The sequence below is a fragment of the Tellurirhabdus rosea genome (assembly GCF_026278345.1).
Lineage (GTDB): Bacteria > Bacteroidota > Bacteroidia > Cytophagales > Spirosomataceae > Tellurirhabdus > Tellurirhabdus rosea.
The window spans coordinates 690,790-713,598 of the sequence record NZ_CP111085.1; the positions used below are offsets into that span (position 1 = coordinate 690,790).

Below are 22,809 nucleotides of genomic sequence, written 5' to 3' on the forward strand. Positions count from 1 at the left end.
GTTAGTCTGAAAAATTCGGGGCGACCTTAACCAAAGCCGCCCCGAATTTTCATTTAGCCTTTAACCGCCAGCGGGCGCAGACCGGTCAAGTCCTCGATGCGGACCGGCTGGCCGGACTCTACGCTTTTGCGGGCGCCGATGCCGACCAGAATCGCCATCGCCCCGTCGCGGCTGCCGGCCGACTGCCGGTAGGTGTCCGGTTTGTTCGGATTCCGGAAAATCTTGTCGCGCAGGATGGCGTCGCCCCCGCCGTGGCCCTCGGACTGCGGCACCTTGATGTACTCCACTTTGCCGAAGTTGTGCGACACCATGATTTCGTCGTACGGCTCCAGCGTCATCGCGCCGCTTTCCTTGATCCAGGCGTCGATGCGGCCTTTGGTGCCGTTGAAGGCGATGCGGTAGCCTTCGTAGGGCGAATAGGTCGTCAGCGAGTAGCTTACGTTGGCCCCGTTGGCGTAGTGAATCGTGGCCGCCATTTTGTCGTAAATATTGATGTCTTCCTTGAACACGCAGCCGTCGCGGAGGTAGCCGTCGTGTTTCTCGTTGTCGACGTACAGGGCCGTCAGGCGCTTGTCCCGCGTCACGTCGAAGAAGAATTTACACTCCGACTTGTGCGGGCAGGAACGGCAGTTGACGCCCCGGAACGGGCCGTTTTTGCCGTAATGCTCCAGCGCGGCATTCGCGTACACGGTTTCCGGCTCCGATTCCAGCCACCAGTTCAGCAGGTCGAAGTGGTGCGACGCCTTGTGTACCCAGAGCGAACCGCTGTTTTCTTTCAGGCGGTGCCAGCGGCGGAAGTAATCGGCCCCGTGGCGCGTGTCGAGGTACCAGTGGAAATCCACGGACGTGATTTTGCCGATGGTGTCTGCGCGGAGCAGTTCGTAAATCTTCTGGCGGTGGGGCGAGTAGCGGTAATTGAACGTCACGGTCACCTTGCGGCCCGTCCGCTTTTCGGCGTCGAGGATGGCCCGGCACTTCGTTTCGTCGGTGGTCATGGGCTTCTCCGTGATGATGTCGGCGCCCATTTCCATGCCTTTGATGATGAATTCGTGATGGGTGGCGTCCACCGTCGTGACGATGAGCAGGTCGGGTTTGGTTTCCCGCATCATCTTTTCAAAATCGGTGAACGTCGGGCAGCTGACGTTCATCATTTTCCGGGCGGTTTCGACCCGGCCGGGGTTTTTGTCGCACAGCCCGACGAATTCGGCGATGTCGGCAAATTCTTTCACGACCGGCGAACCCCACATGCCCGTTCCCCGGTGGCCGGTGCCGACCATCGCTACTCTGCGTTTGGCCGCTTTGCCAAAGGCGTTCATTTTTGGAGCGGCTATGACACCGGCCGCCGCCAGGGTGGTGCGCCGGACAAAATCACGGCGGGAGAAGGAATTGGTTTTCATGGGATTTAGGAGGGTTAATTTTCTTGCTGAAGTTAGTAATTGAGCGAATGACTGAATGAGTGAATGACTGACCGGCTTTGCAACCGTAGCGGCAGACCACTCATTCAATAATTCAATCATTCAGTCATTCAATCATTCAATTATAGCCCGGATTCTGCTTCCAGAAGCCCGGATTGATCAGCATTTCGTTCTGCGGGATGGGGAACAGCAGGTCGTTTTCGTTCAGCGGCTTCGACAGTTTGATGGCGTTGGCCGTGGTGAATTTGGTCATCAGTTCGATGGCCCGGCCGGTCCGCACGATATCGTGCCAGCGCAGTCCTTCGGCGGCAAATTCCCAGCGGCGTTCCTGCTCCATCGCCAGCCGGAAGCCCGCTTTGGTCGCCGGTTTGACGTCCGGAACGCCCGCCCGTTTGCGGATGCGGTTCAGGATCGTCACGGCTTCGGTCGGCGGCGCGGCGCCTTCGGCGACTTCTTCGTTCAGGATTTCGGCGTACATCAGCAGCACGTCTTCGTAGCGAATCAGCGGGAAGTTAAGCGAGTAGTCGCTGCGGTTCTGCTGCGAAGTCGCGCCTTTTTCCAGAAACTTGGTGTACTGCATCCGTCCCGAACGGGCGTTGGTTTTCGTATCCACATAACCCGAATCGAGCGTGGCGGCTTTGCGCTGGTCGATGGCAGGCCAGGAGCTGTACAGCTCCAGGTCTACCTGTCCGTCGGGGCCGATGGGCTGGAAGGCCGACCACTGCGACGGAAACTGGAAGGCCATGTCCGAAGGTGCCTGCGAACCGATGCCGAAGCCGCCGGAGATGTACTGGATTTCGAAAACGTGGTACTTGTTGTCGTTGGCCGTCTGGAAAAGCGCCTTGTAGGTCGGGGCAAACGTAAACGCCTTGCCTTCCTGGGCGATTACGTCGGCCAGTTCCTTCTTGGCGAGCGCCAGTTTATCGGCCTGTTTCAGCGGAAAGCCGGCCATCGTCAGGTACACCCGGCCGAGCAGGGCTTTGGCGGCCCATTTGGTGGCGCGGCCCTTGTCGGCGGTGGCGTAGGTTTCCGGCAGATTCTGGGCGGCAAACTGGAGGTCCGACACGATGAGGTTGTACACCTCCTTCGCCGGCGAACGCGGAATCAGCTTCGCTTCTTCGATGCTCACGACCGTTTCCGACAGGGGAACGTCGCCCCAGAACCGCACGAGGTCGAAGTAGGCCAGCGCCCGCCAGAATTTGGCCTCGGCCTGAAACTGCGGCACCCGCTGGAATTTGAACGGCGCCACTTTTTCGAGCAGGATGTTGGACCGGTACACGATTTCGTACAGATCCGTCCAGGTCGCCTGAATCTGGCCGGTCTGCGACGTCATCAGGAAGTTGCCGATGTCGTTCCAGTCGCGCTGCACGTTCACCTGGGTTTCCAGCGTGTTGTCGGACCGGATTTCGGACATGTTCCAGAGCGAGTTGGTCGGCAGCGACAGACCCGAGTTGTAGATCGCGATAACGGCCTGGTTGATCTGCGTTTCGTCCTTGTAGAAGTCGCTGGCCGTGTTGCGGGCCAGCGGCGTGATGTTGAGCGTATCTTCCTTGCAGGACATGGTCAACCCCGTCAGGGCCGCAAGGGTGAGGATTTTTATGGCTTTCATAATGGATCAGGTCAGTTTTACAGGTTCAGATTTACCCCTACCGAGAAGGTCCGGGACTGGGGGTAGCCGCCGTAGTCGCCGCCTTCGTTGTTGGCCGCTTCGGGCGTAAAACCACCGGTGTAGTTATGCCAGATGTAGGCATTTTCGACCGAAATGTAGACGCGGGCGCGGTTGTAGAACTTCGCCGACGGCAGGTTGTAGCCCAGCGCCACGTTCTTCACGCGGATGTAGTCCGAGCTGTAGAGCCAGCGGGTGTCGTAGTAACCGCCCGTGGTGGCGTTGATGCTCGGCGTCATGCCGTCGCCGGGGTCCTGCTCCGACTTCCAGCGGTTCGACCACTTCGCCAGTTTGTTGTAAAGGTAACCCATGCCCGGACGGTCGATGGAGCGGCCGATCATCGAGTACACCTTGCCGCCCTGCTGCGCGTTGATGAACAGCGTCAGGTCAAAATTCCGGTAGGTGAACGTGTTGTTGAAACCGAAAATGAACTTAGGCTGGGGTGAGCCGACGATGGTGCGGTCGCTGTTGTCGATCTTGCCGTCGCCGTTCACGTCGCGGTACTTCGAGTCGCCGACGCGGGTGTTGGTCATTTTCGGACCGGCATCCACTTCCGCCTGCGTCTTGTACACGCCGACGACATCATAGAGCATGAACACGCCGATCGGCTGGCCCACCTGGATCATCTGCGTCAGGTTGCTGAAGCCGGTCGGGATCGGGGTGTTGTCGTAGCCCAGTTTCAGCACTTTGTTCTGGTTGTACGACACGTTGTACGAACCCGTCCAGCGCACCGGACCCAGCTTGCCGCGGGTGCTCACGCCCAGTTCAATCCCTTTGTTTTCGATGTCGCCGATGTTCTGCCAGCTCGTGGTAAAGCCCGTCGTGGACGAAACCGGCGTGCGGAACAGGAGGTCGGACGTGACGCGGCGGTAGGCGTCGAGGGTCAGTTGCACGCTGTTTTTCAGAATGCCGAGGTCCATCCCGACGTTGTACGAATCGGTCTGCTCCCAGCCGAGGTTCAGGTTTTCGATGGTCGAGGGGCTGTACCCGGCGACCATTGCCCCGTTGAGCGAGTAGTTGTTTACCCCCAGCAGTGAGAACTGCGCGTTGTTGGTGATCCGGTTGTTCCCTGTCACGCCCCAGCTCGCCCGCAGTTTCAGGTCCGAGATGAACGGTACGTTCGCCATGAACGGCTCGGCCGACACGCGCCAGGCCGCCGACAGGGCCGGGAAAAGCCCCCAGCGGTTGTCGGCCCCGAATTTGCTCGACCCGTCGCGGCGCAGGCTGCCCGACAGCAGGAATTTCTCTTTGTAATCGTACTGAACGCGGCCGAAGTACGAGATCAGGGCTTCGCGCTCGCCGGTGATTTGCGACTGGCCGACCGTAGAGGAGGTATTGTCGAAGAGGTACGTCCAGTCGTTGGGGAACTTGTTATTTTCCTGCTGGCTGCGGTCGACGCCGTAGCGCTCGACGGAATAGCCCAGGATGGAGTTGACGCTATGGTCGCCGAACTTCCGGTTGTAATTCAGGACGCTCTGGAACAGGTAACGGGTCCGCTGCTCCTGCGTACGGCGCGAGCGGCTGAGGGCCCCTTCGTTGGTGGCCGTCGCCCAGTCGCGGCTGGCGCTGGTGGGCACCCACTGCTGCTCCATCCAGTTGTTGTTGTCCATCCCGCCCGTCAGTTGCAGTTGCAGCCCTTTGTAGAGATCAACGTTCAGGTACATGTTGGCGTTCAGGCGCGAGCGCGTGCCGTCGGTCGAGGTGCGTTCCATGACGGCTACCGGGCTGACGTACCGGCCCGACCAGGCATAGGCCCCATAAGGCTGGGCACCCACGTACACGCCGGCGTCGAGCGGGCCGACGGGCGGCATCTGCACGGCGTTCATGGCCTGCTGGTCTTTGCCGTCGACGCGGCCGAGCGTCGACCATTCCATCGACGGCGCGAGCGTCATGCCAAACCGCATTCCTTTCCGGAGTTTGGCGTCGAAGTTGGCGCGGAGTGTAGCGCGGCGCAGATTCGTCCCGATGACGATGCCGTCCTGATCGAGGTACGCACCGGATACGTTATACGTCACGTCGTCCGTACCGCCCGCCACGCCGAGCTGGTAGTTCTGCATCCGGGCCTGGCGGAAGAACGCGTCCTGCCAGTCGGTGAAGGCGAGGCTGTCGGAGCCGTACGCCCATTTCGGGTCGTACATCAGACTCACGTTCGGATTCGCCATCGTAATGCCCAGTTCCTTCGCGCGGAATTCCATGGGGTCAGTGGCTTTGTAGTCTTTTTTGAGGGAAATGCCGCGGTTGACCCAGGCTTCGTCGATGCCTTCTTTCCGCTGCTGGATCCATTCTTCGGCACTCATCATCGGAATACGGCGTTCGAGCGTCTGGATGCCCGTGAAGCCCGTGAAGTTCAGGCGGGCTTTGCCTTTTTCGCCGCGCTTGGTGGTCACGATCACGACGCCGTTGTTCCCCCGCGAACCGTAGATGGCGGCTGAGGAGGCGTCTTTCAACACGTCGATGGATTTTACGTCCTGGGGGTTGATGCCGCGCAGGTTTTCGACCGGCACGCCGTCCACCACGTACAGCGGTTCGTTGGAGGCGTTGAGCGAACCCGTCCCGCGCACGCGGATTTGGAGGTCGGCCCCCGGCTCGCCGTTGGTGGTCTGTACATAGACGCCCGGCATCTGACCGGCCAGGGCGTTTTCAATCCGGTTGATGGGACGTTCTTCGATTTCGCGGGCACCCATGCTTGCTACCGCCGAGGTGGCGTTGGCGCGTTTGACAGTACCGTACCCGACCACCACCACTTCCGACAACAGTTTGTCGTCCGGAGCGAGGCTGACGTTAATCACCGACTGACCACCCAGCGGTATTTCTTTGGACGTATATCCGATAAAAGAAAAAACCAGCGCGCCGTCTTTGGCCGCGGTGCGAATCGCAAACTCACCTTTGGCGTTGGTAACGGCCCCGGTGCTGGTGCCTTTGACCACCACATTGACGCCGGGCAGTCCTTCATTGTTCTCGGTCGAGGTGACGACGCCGCTGATCGTCTGACCGAACGCCGCCTGCGCGAACAGGAAGACGGTCAGCACCAGGGCAGCGCGAATCCATTGGGTATAACTTTGCATTGACAGGAGGTTGTATGTTAGTTCTGGCTGGGGCGCTATCGGGTAATAGCACTTTTACCAAGACGAATTTGCTTTATTTGGGACCCCAGACCATCCCGTACTCTCCTGTGGAGGGAAAAAGTGTCAATTTTTGATGCGGAAAAACCAACGCCGCCGCCCCGAAAAACAAGGCGGCAAAGCCCCGGAGCGGACGGACGGGCCGTTTGCTCAGGAACTTTGCCGCTGGTTTGCTGCTCAGGCGGTTACAGGCCGCTTAGTACCCTTTGTTCTGCTCGTACAGGCCGGGTTTCACGTCCAGTTCGGTTTGCGGAATCGGGTAGATGACATACTCCTTGCTGAACGGCAGCATTTTCTTCTGCACATCCTCCGCCGCAATCCAGGCCGGAATCTTGGTTTCCACCTGTCCACTGCGAACGAGGTCGTGCCAGCGGGAACCTTCCCCGGCAAACTCCACGCGCCGTTCGTTGAAAAGCTGCGTCAGCGTAACGCCCGTAATCGGACTCAGACCGGCCCGGGCCCGCACCTGGTTTACGATGGCGTCCACCTCGGCCTGCGTACCGCCCGTGGCCCCGCGCAGGATGCATTCGGCTTTCAGCAGCAGCACGTCCGTGTAGCGCATGACGATGAAATTGATCGGCCAGTCGACGCGGTTGACCGGCACGCGGGTCAGGTCCACGTATTTCTTGATGAACGACTGCGTTTCGGTCACTCCGTTGAAGGTGTAACCCGTCTGAATCGTGAACGCCTTCCGGGTGTCTTTCGGGTCGTAGGCATTGAGCAGGTCGTTGGCTACCGGCCGAATCGTCAGACCGCCCTGAATGGGTTTTCCGTTCGACTGGAACCAGGTGTCCGGCACCAGTGCCCAGGGGAAGGTCGCGCCCATGACCGGGTTGAGGCCGGTGACGTACTGCACGTCAAAGACCACCTCGCTGTTGTTCTCGTTGGTGTACGAGAAAATGTTCGGGTAGCTGGCCACGAGCGAATGGCGGCCGCTGGCGATGACTTCGTTCAGCAGCGTCAGCGCCTGGGTCCATTCGTTGAGGCCCAGTCCCGGCCCTTCGATGTTATAGGTCGGACCCGAGCGGGTCATGTGCACCAGCGCCAGCAGGGACCGGGCGGCGTTTTTGGTCGGACGGCCCCGTTCGGCGGCCGCGTAGGTTTCGGGCAGGCTCTGGATGGCGGCCTGAAAATCGGCGATGATCAGCTTATACACGTCCGCCACCGGGCTGCGCGGAATGGCCAGTGCTTCGTTGGCCGTGACCGCCTTTTCGATCACCGGCACTTTGCCAAACCAGCGCACCAGATCAAAGTAGAAAAACGCCCGCAGGAAACGCGCTTCGGCTTCGAGACGGGCCCGCAGCGTGGCGTCCGTGATCACCTTGCCGTTTTGCTGAAGCTGATCCAGCAGGACGTTGGCGCGGTAGATTCCGTTGTAGTTGGTGTTCCAGGCTTCCGAGACGTACGGGTTGGACGCAATGGTTTTGTGAAAGCTGTTGATACCTTCCCAGTCGCGCACGCCCCCGTCCGAAACGGCGTAGAGGTTGTCCGAGCGCGTCTCCGACAGGTTCAGTTGGCGGTCCGGATAGCCCCGCAGGTCGTTATAGATCGCATTGGCGGCCTGAATAAAATCGCTCGGCTGCGTGTAAAACGTGGCGGTCGTCGCCGAAGAAAGCGGCACCTGCGTCAGGTCGTCCGTGCAGGACGAAAGCACCGACAACAGCAGGGCAGCGGTTATGATTTTGAGTTTCATTTAAATATCAGTTTTCTGTTTTCAGTTGTCGGTTTTCTGTTTTCGGTTGTCTGTTTTCTATTTGCTTTATAACTCAGGCAATCACCAAAAGCAGTAAATAAAACGGACAACAGAAAACGGAAAACTCAAAACTCAAAACGACAGGTTCAAACCAAAGACCAGCGAGCGGGGCAGCGGCAGACCGCCGTAATCACCCGGCTCGGGGAACGAACCGCTGCCGCTCAGATCCGTGTTGGACGCTTCGGGGTTGAATCCGCCTTTGTACTTGTCGAATCCAATGAAGTTTTCCGCCGTCACGTACACCCGGGCGCTCGAAATGGCCGGGACCTTGATCACACTGCCGAGGTTGTAGCCCAGCGTAATGTTTCGCACGCGGACGTAATCCGAAGAATACAGCCAGTCGGTGTTCTTGATCCGTCCGAAGGTCGAGTAAGCCTTCCCGACTTCACCCGCCCCGGGGTTCTCGGGCGAACGCCAGCGGTCCCGGTAGAAGCCCAGCGCGTTGTCCGTAAAGCCCTGACCCGTCCGGCCCAGTGCCCGGCCCAGCAGCGAGTAGATAGACCCGCCGTTCTGGCCCTGCACCAGCACGTTCAGGTCGAAGCCTTTGTAGCTCACCGTGTTGGTGATCCCCCAGACGTATTTGGGGTTCGGCTGGCCCACGATCACGCGGTCGTTGGCGTCGATCACTTTGTCGCCGTTGGCGTCGAAGTATTTTGGGTCGCCGACGGTCTGCGAGCCGAACAGGGCCGCTTTGTTGTCGATGTCCTGCTGCGTCAGGATGCCGATTTGTTTCACGACATAAATGCTGTACAGCGGCTCGCCCACCCGCAGGATGGAGTGCGAAATATCGAAGGCGGACGGAATCAGAATCTGCTGCTGTCCACCGGCCAGCGCCACCACCTTGTTGGCGTTGTGGCTGAAGTTCAGCGAGGTGTTCCACTTGACAGCACCGACCGCATTCCGGGTGTTCAGTTCGATTTCCCAGCCCTTGTTGCGGACGCTTCCGGCGTTGCTGAGGTAGCTGGAGAAGCCCGTGGCCCCGGCAATCGGGACGTTCAGCAGCAGGTCGGAGTTCAGGCGGGTGTAGTAGTCGAACGAGAGACTGATGCGGTTGTTGAGCACCGTCGCGTCCAGACCGACGTCGAACGTTTCGGCCCGCTCCCAGCCCAGATCGGGGTTGGCTACGCCCGCCGGGGCCTGACCAATCACGCCGACACCGTTGAAGGTGTAGTTGTAGGTACCCAGCGTCGGGATGGTCCGGTAATCGCCGATGTTGTAGTTACCTGCCGTACCCCAGCTGGCGCGGAGCTTCAGGTCGTTGATCGGCGTAATGTTTTTCATGAATTCTTCCTCCGACAGACGCCAGCCGAACGAGGCCGAAGGGAACATTCCCCATTTGGTGTTGGCCCCAAAGCGGGACGAGCCGTCGCGGCGCAGGCTGGCCGAGAAGAGGTACTTGCCGTCGAAACTGTACTGTGCCCGTCCAAAGTACGAAAGCAGGACGTTCCGGCTTTCGGTGGTGTTGCCTGTCACGGCGTTGGCGGCGTTAAGCGTCGTGATGACGTTGCTGCTGAAACCACCGTTCGAGTTAAGCTGCGACGTTTCCAGTTTATCGGAATTGTACGACAAACCAGCCAGCAGCGAGAGGTCATGCTTACCAAAGACTTTGGCGTATGTCAGGGTATTTTCGTTCACGAACGTCCGCTTCCGGTAGCTGCTGAACGAGCCGGACGTCTGCTGGGTCAACTGAGCCTGCCGGGTGGCGAGGTTGCTGGCGATGATGTACGGGGTGTAGCCTTTCGAGCTGTTGTCCGTATTGTCAAGGTTGACGGTCGTGCGGAACGTCAGGCCCTTGGCCAGTTGATAATCCGCAAAAAGCGAGGTCAGCGTCCGGAAGCGTTTCGTTTCGCCGATGGTGTATTCGAGTTTACCGATCGGGCTGTTCGGCGACACGCTCCAGCGGTACTGGCCGTAGTTGCCCACGTTCGGGTACAGGCCCATCGTATCTTCCTGAACCGGCGTGTAGCTGACGAGCTGGTGCAGGATGTTGTCCTTGCCTTCCACCCCGGGGTCGTTGTTGATGGAATACGTTGGGGCGATGTTCAGACCCAGTTTCAGCTTTTTGGACGCGTTCACTTCCACGTTGGCGCGGGCCGAGTAAGAGGTATAGTCCGTGTTGATGACCATGCCCTGCTGCTTGACGAAGTTGCCCGACACATAATACCGGACAAAGTCAGTGCCGCCGCTGGCCGCCAACTGGTGGTTCTGAACCAGTCCGCGACGGAACGCCTCGTCCTGCCAGTCGATGTACCGCAGGCCCGGATGGCCCGGCTGTGCCCAGCGGTCGTCGGTCATGAAGCTGGTGTTGACCAGACCCGGCGCGAGGCCCAGAATGCGGCGGCGTTCGTCGTTGGTCTGCGAAGCCGAACGGCCCGGAGCCGAAGCCACCCACTGGGCGTTAATCATTTCCGTAGCGCGGTCTACCCACTCCTCGGCGCTGAGCATGTCGAGCTTGCGCGAGCGTTCCATAAAACCCGCGAACGTGTTGAAGGTAATCCGCGCCTTGCCCGCCTGGCCGCGCCGGGTGGTGATCAGCACAACGCCGTTGGACGCCCGCGAACCGTAGATGGCGGCGGCGGCGGCGTCTTTCAGCACCTGTACAGACTCAATATCGTTGGGGTTGATGTTGTCGAGCGGGTTGCCCGTGCTGAAGTTACCCGATCCGTTGGGGGCTGCCGTGGCGAGCGGGAAGCCGTCGATGACGTACAGGGGTTCGTTGCCGGCCGTGATGGAGCCTGAGCCGCGGACCTGCACGCTGAAGCCCTTACCGAGTGCGCCGCTGGTCTGCTTCACCTGCACCCCGGCCAGCTGTCCGACCAGTGCCTGGTCGACGCGGAGGATGGGGCGCTGCTCGATGCCTTTCGCCTGAAACGAAGACACGGCCGCCGTTACGTCCGCTTTCCGGGCGGTGCCGTAACCGATGACGACGACTTCGCTGAGCGCTTTCACGTCAGGTTCGAGTTTTACCGAGATAACCGACTGGCTGCCCACCGGCACTTCCACCGGGTTATAACCGATAAACGAAAAGGTCAGGACGGCGGCCGGAACCGAGCCAATGCGGAGGGAATACTTTCCGTCGACATCCGTGACGGCCCCGGTGCTGGTGCCTTTCAGCACGACGTTCACACCGGGTAGTGGTTCGGCCTTGTCTGCCGACGTTACGACGCCGGTCACGACCTGCGCCAGCACTGCCTGCGTCAGTAACAGCAGGCCGAATGCCAGTCGGCAGGTCCGGTAAAGGGTTGTTCTCATAGGGGCAAAGATTTATTCTGACTTGGAATGGTACGAAAACCACAACAAGTTTACTTTACCCGGGTTGAAGGACCTTCCCGCACTCTCCTGCCGCCGTATTTTTCCCGGTACTATTACTTATGATAAAAAACTGGCTGCAGCGGATGGGATACCGGCGCGTTATCGGCATGAGTCTCCATCAGATCAGCCATATACGCCCACCACCGCTTCACGATCTCCTGATTTTTGAGGTCATCGGCAGAATGATTTTCGGTGCGTTTCTGCACGGCAAATAGCTTTCCGGTTTCTTTTTCCAGAAAAATAGCGTAATCGTACACCCCGGCTTCGGTCAGGGCGGCGGACAGTTCCGGCCAGATTTCATCGTGACGGCGCTCGTACTCGGCTTCCACGCCGGGCTTGAGCTGCATGGTAAAGGCGACAAGATTCATGGGGAAAATGTTGAATGATTGAATTTTGAATGACTGAATGTCTGAATGTTGAATGACTGAATGTTGAATGACTGAATGACTGATTAGCTCCTCCGTTTATACCTTGAGGCGGAGCTAATCAGTCATTCAGTCATTCAACATTCAATCATTTTTTACCGGCGTCAGCGTGACCGGGCCGAGCAGACCCGACGGGCGGGGCGACCAGCCTTCGGCGGTGAAATTGCCGTCTTTTCCCCGGTTTTCGCGGAGGCGGGCCGACATGTTGATGTTGTAGAAAATCTTCCAGGGCTGGCCGTTTCGGTCCATGTCGGCGATGCGGTTGGCCATGCCGCTGGAGACAGTCACCGTCAGCGTGTTGGAATCTTTCAGTTTGTCTTTCGGAATAAAGACCTGGAATACGGGTCCGATGAGCGTGCCGAGGTCCTGTCCGTTGAGCCGGACTCGGGCGCTTTCGGCCACGCTGCCCAGATCGAGCCGGTAACCGTCGGCGGCTCCCTGCGGACGGGCAAAGGTCAGCGTGTAGTCAGCGGTTCCGGCAAACTTCTTCCCGGCGTCTCCCGCCAGTTCGGGCCAGCTCGCCAGTTTATCGGTCTGCACGTTGGACGGCAGGGTCGGGCCGCCCGAAACGAAGGCCACGTTCCAGGTTCCTTTCAGTTCCTGCGGCGCGCCGCCCGCCTTGCGGTAGGCATAGGCCGGGCCGTTGACGGCCGTATCGTACGTTTCCAGGATGCAGGATTCGCCGGGGGCCAGCTGGAGGTACACCTCTCCCCCGCTGGCACCGGGTCGGAACTGCGCCATGCCGGCCTCTTCCGTCATCGGGTTGTACAGCGCGACCGCCTGCGCCTTCGTGGCGACGGGCACCCAGGATTCCACGGCTTTGTCGCTCCAGTTGGTCACGAAATAATACGCGCCCCGGTCGTGTTTGCGGCGCACGAACTCCAGACCGTTGTCCACCAGCGCCTCGCGGCGGGTGTTGGCGGCCGTCAGACCCGCTTCCACCGATTCGCCCACGATAAACGCCCCCTTGCCGACCGCCGCCCGACGGGCGCCTTTCCCGGCCTCTGCGAACTTCAGTCCGGCCAGCAGTTTTTTGAACGCGGCGCGGCGGGTTTCGAGGTTGCTCAGGCCCGGCACGTCTTCCGGCAGGGCTTTGACAAACACCACCGTTGCGCCGTTCTGGGCCAGTTTTACGAGTTGCTGCATTGTCGGCAGCGGCATCAGACCCGCTTCGGGGACGAGCACCGTGCGGTAGCGGTTGCCGCCCGTCGTCAGCGTGCCGTTTTGTCCGGTAACGCCCAACAGTTGTTTATCCGAAATAAAATCGAAGCCGTACCCTTTCGCCCATAGTTCTTCGGCATGATGCTCGACCGGCATGCCTTTGAAGCCATGGTCGATGCCGTCGTAGTGCTGCAAAAGCACCTTGCCGGGGCGGGTGAACGAGTCGAAAATCGGCAGGTACACCAGCACGTCGTTGTCCGGGCGCCCCTGTTGCAGGAACGACTGCGCCCGCGCCACGTACTGGTTCAGCTTACCGAAATCCGTCCAGAACGGGTTTTGCGGGTTAAAATGAACGGCAGCGTAGAACAGCCAGCCCGGCCAGGGCGCGTTCTGGGGCGAATAGTTGGTGCCGTGGTAAAACGTATGGTTGACGCCGCCGAGCAGGAAACGGTCCATCGCCTTTTTGACGTCGCCGAGCGTCGAGAGGAAATGTTCGTTTTCCCAGGTTGCGGACTCGGAGGAGGTCAGGCGCTTGCCCGTCACGTTGGCCGCCGACGAAGCGAATTTGATGCGCAGAATTTCCGTGCCTTCAATCTCGGGGATGTCGGTGATGGCGTACAGATCGAGGATGTTGGCCGGAGAGCCGTGCGCCTGGTTACGGATGATGGCGCCCCGCTTTTTCGCCCAGTCGCTCCACGTCTTCGTATAGTTTTCGAGCAGCAGTTCCGAGATGGTCTCGCGGTAATCACTCAGGACGCGTTTGTTCTGGTCTTCGGACGCTTTGCCAAACAGCGCGGGCAGGTGTTTCCGCAGGTCGTAGCCGCGGCGTTTCTGGAACTCGGCCAGCAGGGCGGGCGTCCAGTTGGATTCGCCGCTGGCGTCGTCCACTTCGTAGGAGTCGTTGAAATACGCCCGGATGCCGCTCACGTCCACGCCCTTGAACGCCTCGTCGAAGCGCCGGAGGTAGTTTTCGGTGGCCGATTTGGAAAAGTGGTCGATCACGTCGCCTTCCCCGCCCGGTCCGGCGCGTTCCACCATTTTGCCGTGCCAGCCCTGAAAGAGCGCGTAGAGCGTCCAGTTGCCACCCGCCGGGGCCGTCCAGGCGAGGTTGCCTTTGGCGTCCACTTTGGTCGTCAGGTCCACGGTCTGCCCTTTGTCCGAATACGCCATGAGCGATTGCAGCGGCAGCGGTTTTTCAAAACGCACCTGGTCGAAGGCGTGGAGCTGGAGGTTCGGATTTTTGGTAATCGGCTCGACGAGTTCCTTAATGTCAATGGGCTGGCCGACAATCCGGGTCAGCGGCTTCTGGATGTACTGCACCGGCCCGCTCAGGCTCTCCCCGCCTTTGACAGAATACGATTGAAAAGCGACGTATTTGCAGGCATCTTCGCTCGTCACCCAGGGTCCGCCGAAGGGCCAGCCCGACGCCTGCGCCAGATCGACGCCCATGCCGTTGCGTTTGGCTTCCTTCAGGGTGTGCGTCAGCATCGATACCCATTCCGGCGACAGAAAGGTCAGAAACTGCTTTTCGGTGCCTTTGACGCCGTAAATGGGCGTAATTTCGACCCCGCCGAGTCCGGCTTTCTGGTACTGGTCGAGCAACTGGCTCAGGTCTTTCTGATTCACGGCGCTGCCCATCCACCACCAGCGTGTCCAGGGTTTGGTCTGCTGGGTAATGGCGGGCCACTTCGGCTGGGCGTACAGGCTCACCGAGGTGCCGAGGAGAAGGGATAAAAGGAATGTCTTTTTGTTCATTTGTGAAAATAAGTCGTTAAAACGACTGGCTACACCTTTGTTTATTTACGATGCCCGCGAATTCATTCGTGGGCTATCCCAAAATGCGTTGGCAGCCCGCGGTTTCAACCGTAGGCTATTTCAAAAATGCGTTGGTAGCCCACCGTTTCAACGGCGGGCGGGTTCCGTGGTCCCACCGGGGGTATTCCCACCGGGGGTCGATTCAACGGTTTTAACCGTTTTTTCCGGGCCGGTTATTTGAGCTTATACACTTCCGTGCCGGCCAGCAGGAAGCAGCCCAGGCCGTAGTCCTCAAAGTCCGGCATGCTGCTGACCGTCACCGGCTGACCATCTTTCGGCTCCTTGCCCGTGCCCTGCACGTAGCCCAGGAACCCGGTCGGCTGCACCGATTCACTGGACAGTGCGTTCCAGGCGCGGGTCAGCACCGGCAGGTAGGTCTTTTTGTCCAGCAACCCCTTGTTGATACCCCAGGCCATGCCGTAGGCAAACAGGGCCGTTCCGGTCGCCTCCTTGCCGCCGAAGTTGGTCGGGTCGTGGAGGCTGACGTTCCAGAAGCCATCCGGACGCTGAATCGGCGGCAGGGCTTTCATCATGGTCTGGTACATCTGCAGGTATTCGTCGCGGTGCGGAGCGTCTTTGGGCATGATGTCCAGCACCCGGACCAGCGCGGCCACCACCCAGCCGTTGCCCCGCGACCAGTAGCAATCCTGTCCGTTCGGTTCTTTGTAAGGCGGCACAAAATCCTTATCGCGCCACCACAGGCCGTCTTCCGGGTTGTAAAGTCCTTTACCGCCGTGGGATACTTTCGAGAAATTGTACAAATCGTACATCCGCTCGAAATAGGCGTTGTCTTTGTAAATCACTCCCAGTTTGGCAAAGACCGGCATCGCCATCTGCAGCGCATCAATCCAGTTCCAGTCGTCGGATTTACCGGACTTGACCATGTTGTCGATGGACGCCTTGATGTCGCGGATGCGCTCGGGCTGTTTGTCGATCAGATACAGGTCGATGTAGGTCTGTCCGCAGGCCTGGTCGTCGGCGTTGCGGGTGTTGACGCCGCTGCGCAGACCCCATTTGTGCTTCGTTCCCCAATCGACGGCATAGTCGTAGTAGCGTTTCTGCTTGTCGATGCCGTACAGCGCCATCAGTCCTTCGTAGTAGACGGCCCGGGTCCAGATGTTGCTCGGGCGGGTTTTGTTGGTGACGATTTCCTTGCCGGTATCGGGCCATTTCTGCATGAAATAGTCGTTGGCGAGGGTCATTTTGGCAAGAATCTCCTTTTTGGGCGGGAGTTTCTGGGCACTGGAAGCGGTGGTGAGTAAGAGAAGGAAAAGTAGCTTTTTCATTTTTATAATTCACGTTTGGCAATTTCGGCCGCGTACACCTGGCTCTGGCCCTCAAAATTCGCCCGGAAAATGATCCATTTGCCGTCGGGCGAGAAGTGGACGTTCGGTTCGAGCTTGTAGCCGTGGTGTTTCATGTTGACCAGTTTCTCGGACCGGAACCGGCCCCCCTCTGGCCGAAACAGGTAAATCCACATGCCGTTGGCCGCTTTGGCCACCTGTCCGGGGTCGCCGCCGTCGCCGGCAAAAAGCGTCTGGTCGGGTGAGATGTTGAAGTGGATTGACCATTCGTCGCGGGTCATTTCGTAGCGCCGCTCCTGGCCCGTCTGCACGTCGGCGCCGGTCAGGTAGAAAGTCACGCTGCGGGGTTGTTGCTGGTCGAACCAGATGGTCCGGCCGTCGCGGCTGAAGAACTCATGTCCGGCAATCTCGCCTTCGACGGTCCGTTTATGCATGCACTTCACGGCTTTGGTCTTCACGTTGATTTGCCAGATGCGGTCCACCAAGTGCCAGGGACCTTCGTGGCAGAACATCAGAATGTCCGGGTCGGTGGGCGAAAACTGCACGTGCCCGAGCCAGGTATTCTCCTGATGAATTTCGGCCAGTTTGCCGGTTTTGAGGTCTACGGTAAACAGAGCGTGAGGTACCTTTGCCTCGAAGATGCGGGGGAAGAAGTCTTTCTTTTCCGGAAAATTCCGCAGGATTTCCCGCGCTTCCTCCCCGCTTTTGACGCCCGCCAGCAGGGTTTCGTCGGCGTTCAGGCTCGTGATATTGACGTTGTAGCCTTTCGGGAAGACGTACAGAAGCCGCGTTTTTTTTGTGTCGATATGCGTAGCAAACACGCTGTCGGCACTTTGGTAAATAACCTCCCGGTGCTTCGGCGCGACGATTTCGCCCCCGAACCGTCCGGAGCGAGGGGTGAGCGGCTCGTTCCGGCGCGTCTTCAGGTTGAGGACGTACAGCTGGCGACCGTTTGTGCCGGTGGTCCGGTAGTACACCATCTTATCGCCCTCGTCGCGGATTTGTCTGACAAACGGGTTGTTGTGGAAGTAGAAACTCTGGTTGTTGCCCTCCCCGTCCGAAAGGCGGACAATGCGGTGGCCAGTGTCCCGGTCAATCCACTCGGCGGGCATGGGCTTCTGGACGCCGGTTTCCAGCCGGGGCTGGGCCAGCGCACTCAGGCTGAGCAGGGCGAATAAAGGGACGAAACGGTTCATGGTTCAGGAAGGGCGCTGCGGTTTTGAGATGTGGTTTTCCGGAAATCCCCGTATTCTCATCCGACTTCCGTCCCGGATATTCTGCCGGGGAAAGAAAGAGAATTTTTTCGTGGAAAAGTTCAGGAACCTGACCGGCAAGTAAAGCAAACTCATCGCCCGAACCCTCCTGTACTCTACTGAGTCGGAAATCGGGGAGCGGCCGGATCGACCGGTGGCGGGGCGGACGGAATGCGCGCCGGAAATGAGGGCGGGGAATTGGTCGGGAGGTCCCTTCTGTTAATTTTGCACCATAACACGACACCGCTTTGAATTCCATTACGATTAAAGACATCGCCCGCGCCCTGAACCTGTCGACCTCCACCGTGTCGCGGGCTTTACGGGGCAGTTACGAGATCAGTCCGGAAACGAAACGGCTGGTGATGGATTATGCGGAGCGAATGAATTACCGACCCAATCCCATTGCCCTGAGCCTGAAGGAGAACCGCAGTCGGGTCATTGGCGTCGTGGTGCCGCAGATTGCCAACAATTTCTTTTCGCAGGCCATCAACGGAATCGAAGAAATCGCCTACGACCGGGGCTACCACGTCATTATTCTGCAAAGCCACGAATCGTATAAACGGGAACTGCTGACGGTCGAACAGGCCGTCGCCCGGAAGGTGGACGGGCTGCTGATTTCGCTTTCGAGCGAAACGTCCGACCTTTCGCACCTGCAAACGCTGCACCAGCAGGGCTTTCCCATCGTGCAGTTCGACCGGGTTTCCGAACAGCTCAACGCGCCCAAGGTCGTGGCCGACAATTTCAGCGGAGCCTACTCGGCCACCGAACACCTGATTCAGAGCGGACGGCGGCGGATTGCCCACATCACCATCCCGGCGTTCATGTCCATTTCGCAGGAACGACTGGCGGGCTACCGGGCCGCGCTGGAGGCCAACGGCATTCCGTTCGACGAATCGCTGGTCCGTTACGTTGGCTTTGACCAGACCGAACTGGAACCCATCGTGGCCGATCTGCTCCGCCTGTCGCCCCCGCCCGACGCCTTCTTTACGGCCAGCGACCGCCTCGCCCTGACTTGTTTATCAACCCTGCGCACGCAGGGCGTGGTCATTCCCGACCATGTGGGGCTGGTTGGCTTCACCAACCTGACGGTAGCGGATCTGCTGCATCCTTCCATGACCACGGTCATGCAACCGGCCCGGGAAATCGGGCAGGCGGCGTCCAGCCAGCTCATCGAACTGATTGAAAACAAGCTGCGGCCCGTTTCGAGCAGCATTCTCCGGATTCCGACCCGGCTGATGGTTCGGGAATCTACCCGTCCGATTGAGCTTTAGCCCAGCAGCGCCCGCAGCGTCAGGGCGTTCCGGACGGCGTGACCGCCGATGTCGTTGTTGAAATAGACGTACACGTCTTTCCCGGCTCTGTGCCACTCCCGGACGAGTTCCGCCCATCCGGCCAGTTCCTCATCCGAATAGCCGCCGTGATACAGGGGCTGGTTTTCGGGCCCGTGCAGCCGCACGTACACAAACGGACCGGTGGTGCGCAGCAGGCAGGGCAGTCCAAAGCCGTTCATGATGCAGTACGCCGCGCGGTGCTGTTCCAGCAGCGAGAAAACGGGTTCGGTATGCCAGGTCGGATGCCGGAACTCCACGGTCAGCGGAATCCGGTCGGGCATCGTTTCCAGAAAATAGGCCAGCCGGTCGTAGTTCAGCGCAAAACGGGGCGAAAGCTGGACCAGAAGCACGGCTTTTTTGTCGCCCAGCGCGTCCCAGCCCTCGGCTATCCGGTCGATCCAGGCTTCCGGCTCTTTCAGGTTTTTGACGTGGGTCAGCCAGCGCGGCGCCTTCACGCTCATCACGAAGCCTTCGGGAAGGCGCGTCTGCCAGCCGGCAAAGGTTTCGGTTTTGGGCCAGCGGTAAAAACTGCTGTTGAGCTCGACGGTGGTGAATTGCCGGAGATAATACCCGAGCCGCCGGGCGACCGGCGTTTTGGGCGGATACAGCACGTCCTGCCAATGGTCGTAACTCCAGCCTGAGGTTCCGATGTGAATACCCATGTTGTCCGATTTGTCCCGCTGTTTGGGCTAATAACCGTCCGCTTCGGCTTTCGTCCCGGTCTGTTTCCAAAAAAATAGCCATTTGCCGTACCGAACGGCGGCTAAAAGACGTTTACTTAAACGGACTCAACGGACGGATTTTTTTATCTTGAGCCGTTTTTTCTCTGAATCGCTAAACGGACGCTGGCTTTTGGCATCAAACGGCCGTCGACCGCCAATATAACCCGGCTATGTATACCCAACTGAACTCTTCCCCCGAGGCGCAAACCCAGCAGAAAGCCCTGCTCTACACGGCGCTGCTGTCTGCGGTGGTGCTTCTGCTGCTGTTTCTGGCCCGTTTTACGTTTACCCCGCCGAAAGATACGGTGGACCGGCCGGTGATCGACAGCCTGCAGATCGCCTACATTCCACTGCGCATCGAACGCCAGCCCCAGCGGACGCCGGTAGCCGTCAAGGAAGTAGGCGGGCGCGCCGCCGCCCCGGTGGCCCGCTGGAAACCCACCCCCACGGAGGCCCGCCCGACGGAAGGGCTACCGGGCAACAGCAAGCCGAATATTGTCAGCAACCAGCCCTCGCCCGTGGAAGAACCTAAAGTGGACGAACACGGCCTTTTCAAGAAAGTGGATAAACCCGGCAACGGCTCCACCATGAACAGCCGCAACACGGAAGGCGGCAACCCCAACGGCCAGCCGGGCGGCAGCATCGCCGGTCCGGGCGGTACGGGCGGTATCGGCCTCGACCTGACCGGCTTCCGGTTCGGACGGCTGTCGGTCGCCCCGGACCCTTACGACGAAACGGGCCGCATTATTTTTGTGGTGCGGGTAAACGCGCAGGGACGGGTGCTGTCGCTGACGGTGAAAAACACGACGGTATCTCCCAGCGTGGTCGCCTGGTACCGCGAACAGCTCGAACGGGTAACGCTGGTTCCCACCTCCTCGGGCGACCGCCCGGAAATCTCGACGGGGCAGATCAGTTTGAAGATTACGGCGAAGTAAGCGGTTGCATCGCGGAGTTAACCGGAGGCGAGCAGAATGGAGCGGAGAAGAAGTGAAGCCGGAGAGATCCCCGGAATTGACGGCCTCTTCGCCCCTGTTTCAACTCCCCCGCTTAACGCGGCTCTGCCTAACCGTTCAAACCAGCACTTCTTTCTCCACCGGCTTCCGGTTTTTCCAGGCTTTGTATGTTCCTTTAATCCACTGATTTGCCGGCTCTTCGATGTATTGATTCATGAACGTGGCGAGGGCGATCACTACCGCGAGGGCAATTAGCGAGGCTTCGATGCGGGAAAAATGATACCGTTCGATCAGGGTCGGAATGATCACTTTCGTGGAGACAAACTGGTGAATCAGGTATAGTGAATACGAAATCCGGCCGAGGAACAGGGTAATTTTATTCTTTATAAAACCGAGCCTGCCATAACAGAAAAGGTAAAAAACGGCGAAGTAAAAAGCGGTGATGGCCGCGTGCATGGCCTGATTCATGTGCTTGTAGCTATGCCCGCCCCGGTCGTGCAGCAGACAGGCAAACAGCAGGCAGCCCAGTAGCACGAGGTGGTCGTACCACCGCTGGCGCGCCCGCAGGTTGAAAAAGACAATCCCGGCGAAAAACAGCGGGGCGTGGCTGAGGAACGAAATCCGTTTTGTGATGGCCGGGTAAGCTTCCGGAAAAAACGACAGCCCCGCCAGATGAAACACCAGCAGTAAGAGCAACGCTATCAGGCCGTTTCGGTAAATACTCTGGACGCTTCGGGTAAACAGCACCAGCAGCATCAGGGCGTAAAAAACCAGTTCTACCCAGAGCGTCCAGTACGGCCCGTCGAGGTCCTGTTTGTCGAAAAGCCGCTGAAACATGGTCAGGTTCATCGGAATCATCGTGAACCGGAAACCGCCCCGGTCGAAGAAGTAGAACAGAACTCCAGTGAAGAGGACGGCAAACCAGTAGGCCGGGTACAGCCGGGCGAAGCGGGAGACGACAAAATCGCGCCAGTCGCGGGTCCGGTTCAGGGTCAGGAAAATAACGTAGCCGCTGATGATGAAGAACAGGTCAACGCCGGTGACGCCGTAAATCAGGGGCGTATGGCTGTATTCGGTCCTCATCACGTAGTGAAAACCCACGACCAGCAGGGCGGCAATTCCGCGCAGGGCATCCAGTTCCTCAATTCGTTTCAAACTCATGACGCGTACGGTGGCGACGGGCCGTTTTGCCCGCCTTCCGGCAGGAAAGTGCAAATACTACGCCAGCTTTGCCGCAGTTGCCGCCCGGTGCCGATTAACGTTAGGGATGAATTGAGTGATTGAGCGATTTAGTGGTCCGCCGCAGCGCCGAGTCAGTGGATCGGCCGCTAAAACAGCTCATGTATGGCTATTCCTGTTCTTATTTTTACCTTAGGGGCTACATAATTCATCGTTTAAACTGGAATAATTTATGAAAACGGATCGGTTTACTATCCTCCTGCTGCTGTTTATCTGTAGTCAGTTAGCCGCCAAAGCCCAACGGGTCAATCCCTGGCTTGATTCGACTCAGGTTAACCATTCAAAAATTCCTCTCAGTGTTGCAAATGGGGTTATAGTTAGTCCAAACGAAGTGAACACTGACTTCATTCTGTCAGTGACCGTTATTCGGGATAAACAGACCAACGAGCGGTACGGAACTTTAGCGGAGAATGGCTGCATCTATCTCGAAGCAGACCAACAGTTTGATGTGGTTACTCCCCATCTGTATTTGTCGAAAAAACGATTACCCGCATCGGTACGAACCGTGGTTTTCATGCTCAATGGGCATCTGGTTTCTGATACGCTCCAAATCTCGAAAGGCTCCATCCGCAGAGTGGATGTACTGCTCGGTTCGAATCACGTTGGCGTGCCAGCAGATTCCGCGTGCCTAAGCATCTGGACCTTGAGCGATGAAGAACGCGGAGTGCCTGGACCTAAAAATGAGCTGCGAATCCGGGGAGACCAAAAAGCCGAGTAATGAACTCCAAACAGGGCATGTGGCCGTATTCGGTCCTCATCACGTAGAGAAGGAGTCCGGGCGGGCCCGGGCTTCTACTGCAGGAACTGCGGACTGTTTGGATGCAGGCAGGCCTGCCAGTAATCCACAATCGATTTAAGCTGCTGCTCGACCTTTTTCATGTTGGAAGCCTTTTCAAAATACCCTTGTATGGGAAGTTCGTAGGCTTCTTTCACATCGTGCAGGTGCACGGGATGCGAAAAGAAAATAAACGGAATGGCTTTTTCCTTGAGTTCAGGGTCCAGCTCGATCTGGCGGCGCAGTTCCAGTCCGTCCATTTTTCGAAGCTTGACTTCGGTAATGATGAGAAAAGGACGCACCTGGGTTGTCTTCAGATAGTGCAAAGCATCGTCGCCCGAGTGGAACGTAAAGCATTCACGCTGAGGAAGCAGTTTCTGGAGAATCGTGGTGAAAAAATACTGGTCTTCCTCGTCGTCATCAATGATAATAATAGGGGCTGAACCGTCAGCATGAAATTTCTCGCTCATTCTTTATAATAAGTTGGCCCGTAAAACGAACAGACCCGATGGCCGGTCGCTATGCTTCAATAACCAGTTTTGAAGGAATGTTTCCGTATTTTT

15 protein-coding genes are annotated in these 22,809 nt (G+C 58.6%); 3 read left to right on the forward strand and 12 right to left on the reverse strand.

The window, feature by feature from the left end:
• Window positions 1–53: 53 nt before the first annotated feature.
• The 9 genes from ORG26_RS02775 to ORG26_RS02815 all read right to left on the reverse strand — a co-directional run bounded on the left by ORG26_RS02775 (window position 54) and on the right by ORG26_RS02815 (window position 17,169).
• A complete protein-coding gene (locus tag ORG26_RS02775) occupies window positions 54–1,397 on the reverse strand; it encodes a Gfo/Idh/MocA family protein (RefSeq protein ID WP_266366996.1) in 1,344 nt (447 codons plus the stop codon).
• A gap of 136 nt (window positions 1,398–1,533) precedes the next feature.
• Window positions 1,534–3,024: a RagB/SusD family nutrient uptake outer membrane protein gene (locus ORG26_RS02780; protein WP_266366997.1), complete on the reverse strand. Its 1,491-nt coding sequence runs from the start codon at window positions 3,022–3,024 to the stop codon at window positions 1,534–1,536.
• Window positions 3,025–3,041: 17 nt separating this feature from the next.
• Window positions 3,042–6,146 carry a SusC/RagA family TonB-linked outer membrane protein gene (locus ORG26_RS02785; protein WP_266366998.1) on the reverse strand — a complete coding sequence of 1,035 codons (3,105 nt, stop codon included), beginning with the start codon at window positions 6,144–6,146 and terminating at the stop codon, window positions 3,042–3,044.
• Between the two features lie 253 nt (window positions 6,147–6,399).
• A complete protein-coding gene (locus ORG26_RS02790) occupies window positions 6,400–7,896 on the reverse strand; it encodes a RagB/SusD family nutrient uptake outer membrane protein (RefSeq protein WP_266366999.1) in 1,497 nt (498 codons plus the stop codon).
• 132 nt (window positions 7,897–8,028) lie between these two features.
• Window positions 8,029–11,208 (reverse strand): SusC/RagA family TonB-linked outer membrane protein, encoded by a 3,180-nt coding sequence (locus ORG26_RS02795; RefSeq protein ID WP_266367000.1) that lies wholly within the window; start codon window positions 11,206–11,208, stop codon window positions 8,029–8,031.
• Between the two features lie 113 nt (window positions 11,209–11,321).
• Window positions 11,322–11,636, reverse strand: a complete 315-nt coding sequence (gene rhaM / locus ORG26_RS02800; protein WP_266367001.1) for an L-rhamnose mutarotase — start codon at window positions 11,634–11,636, stop codon at window positions 11,322–11,324.
• A gap of 141 nt (window positions 11,637–11,777) precedes the next feature.
• On the reverse strand, window positions 11,778–14,609 hold the full coding sequence (locus ORG26_RS02805; protein ID WP_266367002.1) for a glycosyl hydrolase: 2,832 nt from the start codon (window positions 14,607–14,609) through the stop codon (window positions 11,778–11,780).
• A gap of 233 nt (window positions 14,610–14,842) precedes the next feature.
• On the reverse strand, window positions 14,843–15,955 hold the full coding sequence (locus ORG26_RS02810; protein WP_266367003.1) for a glycoside hydrolase family 88/105 protein: 1,113 nt from the start codon (window positions 15,953–15,955) through the stop codon (window positions 14,843–14,845).
• 2 nt (window positions 15,956–15,957) lie between these two features.
• On the reverse strand, window positions 15,958–17,169 hold the full coding sequence (locus ORG26_RS02815; protein WP_266367004.1) for an oligogalacturonate lyase family protein: 1,212 nt from the start codon (window positions 17,167–17,169) through the stop codon (window positions 15,958–15,960).
• Window positions 17,170–17,474: 305 nt separating this feature from the next.
• On the opposite strand from ORG26_RS02815, the gene ORG26_RS02820 reads away from it, so the two are divergent.
• A complete protein-coding gene (locus tag ORG26_RS02820; protein WP_266367005.1) occupies window positions 17,475–18,497 on the forward strand; it encodes a LacI family DNA-binding transcriptional regulator in 1,023 nt (340 codons plus the stop codon).
• Here ORG26_RS02820 and ORG26_RS02825 read toward each other — a convergent pair.
• A complete protein-coding gene (locus ORG26_RS02825; RefSeq protein WP_266367006.1) occupies window positions 18,494–19,219 on the reverse strand; it encodes a DUF72 domain-containing protein in 726 nt (241 codons plus the stop codon). The two genes, ORG26_RS02820 and ORG26_RS02825, sit on opposite strands and share 4 nt — an antisense overlap.
• A 230-nt stretch (window positions 19,220–19,449) precedes the next feature.
• Here ORG26_RS02825 and ORG26_RS02830 point away from each other — a divergent pair, with 230 nt between their 5' ends.
• Window positions 19,450–20,214 (forward strand): hypothetical protein, encoded by a 765-nt coding sequence (locus ORG26_RS02830; RefSeq protein ID WP_266367007.1) that lies wholly within the window; start codon window positions 19,450–19,452, stop codon window positions 20,212–20,214.
• A gap of 135 nt (window positions 20,215–20,349) precedes the next feature.
• Here the strand turns inward: ORG26_RS02830 and ORG26_RS02835 are convergent, their stop codons facing one another.
• Window positions 20,350–21,393 (reverse strand): acyltransferase family protein, encoded by a 1,044-nt coding sequence (locus tag ORG26_RS02835; protein WP_266367008.1) that lies wholly within the window; start codon window positions 21,391–21,393, stop codon window positions 20,350–20,352.
• A 250-nt stretch (window positions 21,394–21,643) separates the two neighbouring features.
• On the opposite strand from ORG26_RS02835, the gene ORG26_RS02840 reads away from it, so the two are divergent.
• A complete protein-coding gene (locus tag ORG26_RS02840) occupies window positions 21,644–22,189 on the forward strand; it encodes a hypothetical protein (RefSeq protein ID WP_266367009.1) in 546 nt (181 codons plus the stop codon).
• Window positions 22,190–22,263: 74 nt separating this feature from the next.
• Here ORG26_RS02840 and ORG26_RS02845 read toward each other — a convergent pair whose 3' ends face one another.
• The gene (locus tag ORG26_RS02845) at window positions 22,264–22,716 is read right to left on the reverse strand and encodes a response regulator (RefSeq protein ID WP_266367010.1); all 453 of its coding nucleotides are present in this window, start codon (window positions 22,714–22,716) and stop codon (window positions 22,264–22,266) included.
• Window positions 22,717–22,809 lie beyond the last annotated feature (93 nt).

Coding starts and splice junctions, on each gene's coding strand:
- ORG26_RS02775 (WP_266366996.1), bottom strand. CDS start 1,397: ATGAAAACCAATTCCTTCTCCCGCCGTGATTTTGTCCGGCGCACCACC.
- ORG26_RS02780 (WP_266366997.1), bottom strand. CDS start 3,024: ATGAAAGCCATAAAAATCCTCACCCTTGCGGCCCTGACGGGGTTGACC.
- ORG26_RS02785 (WP_266366998.1), bottom strand. CDS start 6,146: ATGCAAAGTTATACCCAATGGATTCGCGCTGCCCTGGTGCTGACCGTC.
- ORG26_RS02790 (WP_266366999.1), bottom strand. CDS start 7,896: ATGAAACTCAAAATCATAACCGCTGCCCTGCTGTTGTCGGTGCTTTCG.
- ORG26_RS02795 (WP_266367000.1), bottom strand. CDS start 11,208: ATGAGAACAACCCTTTACCGGACCTGCCGACTGGCATTCGGCCTGCTG.
- rhaM (WP_266367001.1), bottom strand. CDS start 11,636: ATGAATCTTGTCGCCTTTACCATGCAGCTCAAGCCCGGCGTGGAAGCC.
- ORG26_RS02805 (WP_266367002.1), bottom strand. CDS start 14,609: ATGAACAAAAAGACATTCCTTTTATCCCTTCTCCTCGGCACCTCGGTG.
- ORG26_RS02810 (WP_266367003.1), bottom strand. CDS start 15,955: ATGAAAAAGCTACTTTTCCTTCTCTTACTCACCACCGCTTCCAGTGCC.
- ORG26_RS02815 (WP_266367004.1), bottom strand. CDS start 17,169: ATGAACCGTTTCGTCCCTTTATTCGCCCTGCTCAGCCTGAGTGCGCTG.
- ORG26_RS02825 (WP_266367006.1), bottom strand. CDS start 19,219: ATGGGTATTCACATCGGAACCTCAGGCTGGAGTTACGACCATTGGCAG.
- ORG26_RS02830 (WP_266367007.1), top strand. CDS start 19,450: ATGTATACCCAACTGAACTCTTCCCCCGAGGCGCAAACCCAGCAGAAA.
- ORG26_RS02835 (WP_266367008.1), bottom strand. CDS start 21,393: ATGAGTTTGAAACGAATTGAGGAACTGGATGCCCTGCGCGGAATTGCC.
- ORG26_RS02840 (WP_266367009.1), top strand. CDS start 21,644: ATGAAAACGGATCGGTTTACTATCCTCCTGCTGCTGTTTATCTGTAGT.
- ORG26_RS02845 (WP_266367010.1), bottom strand. CDS start 22,716: ATGAGCGAGAAATTTCATGCTGACGGTTCAGCCCCTATTATTATCATT.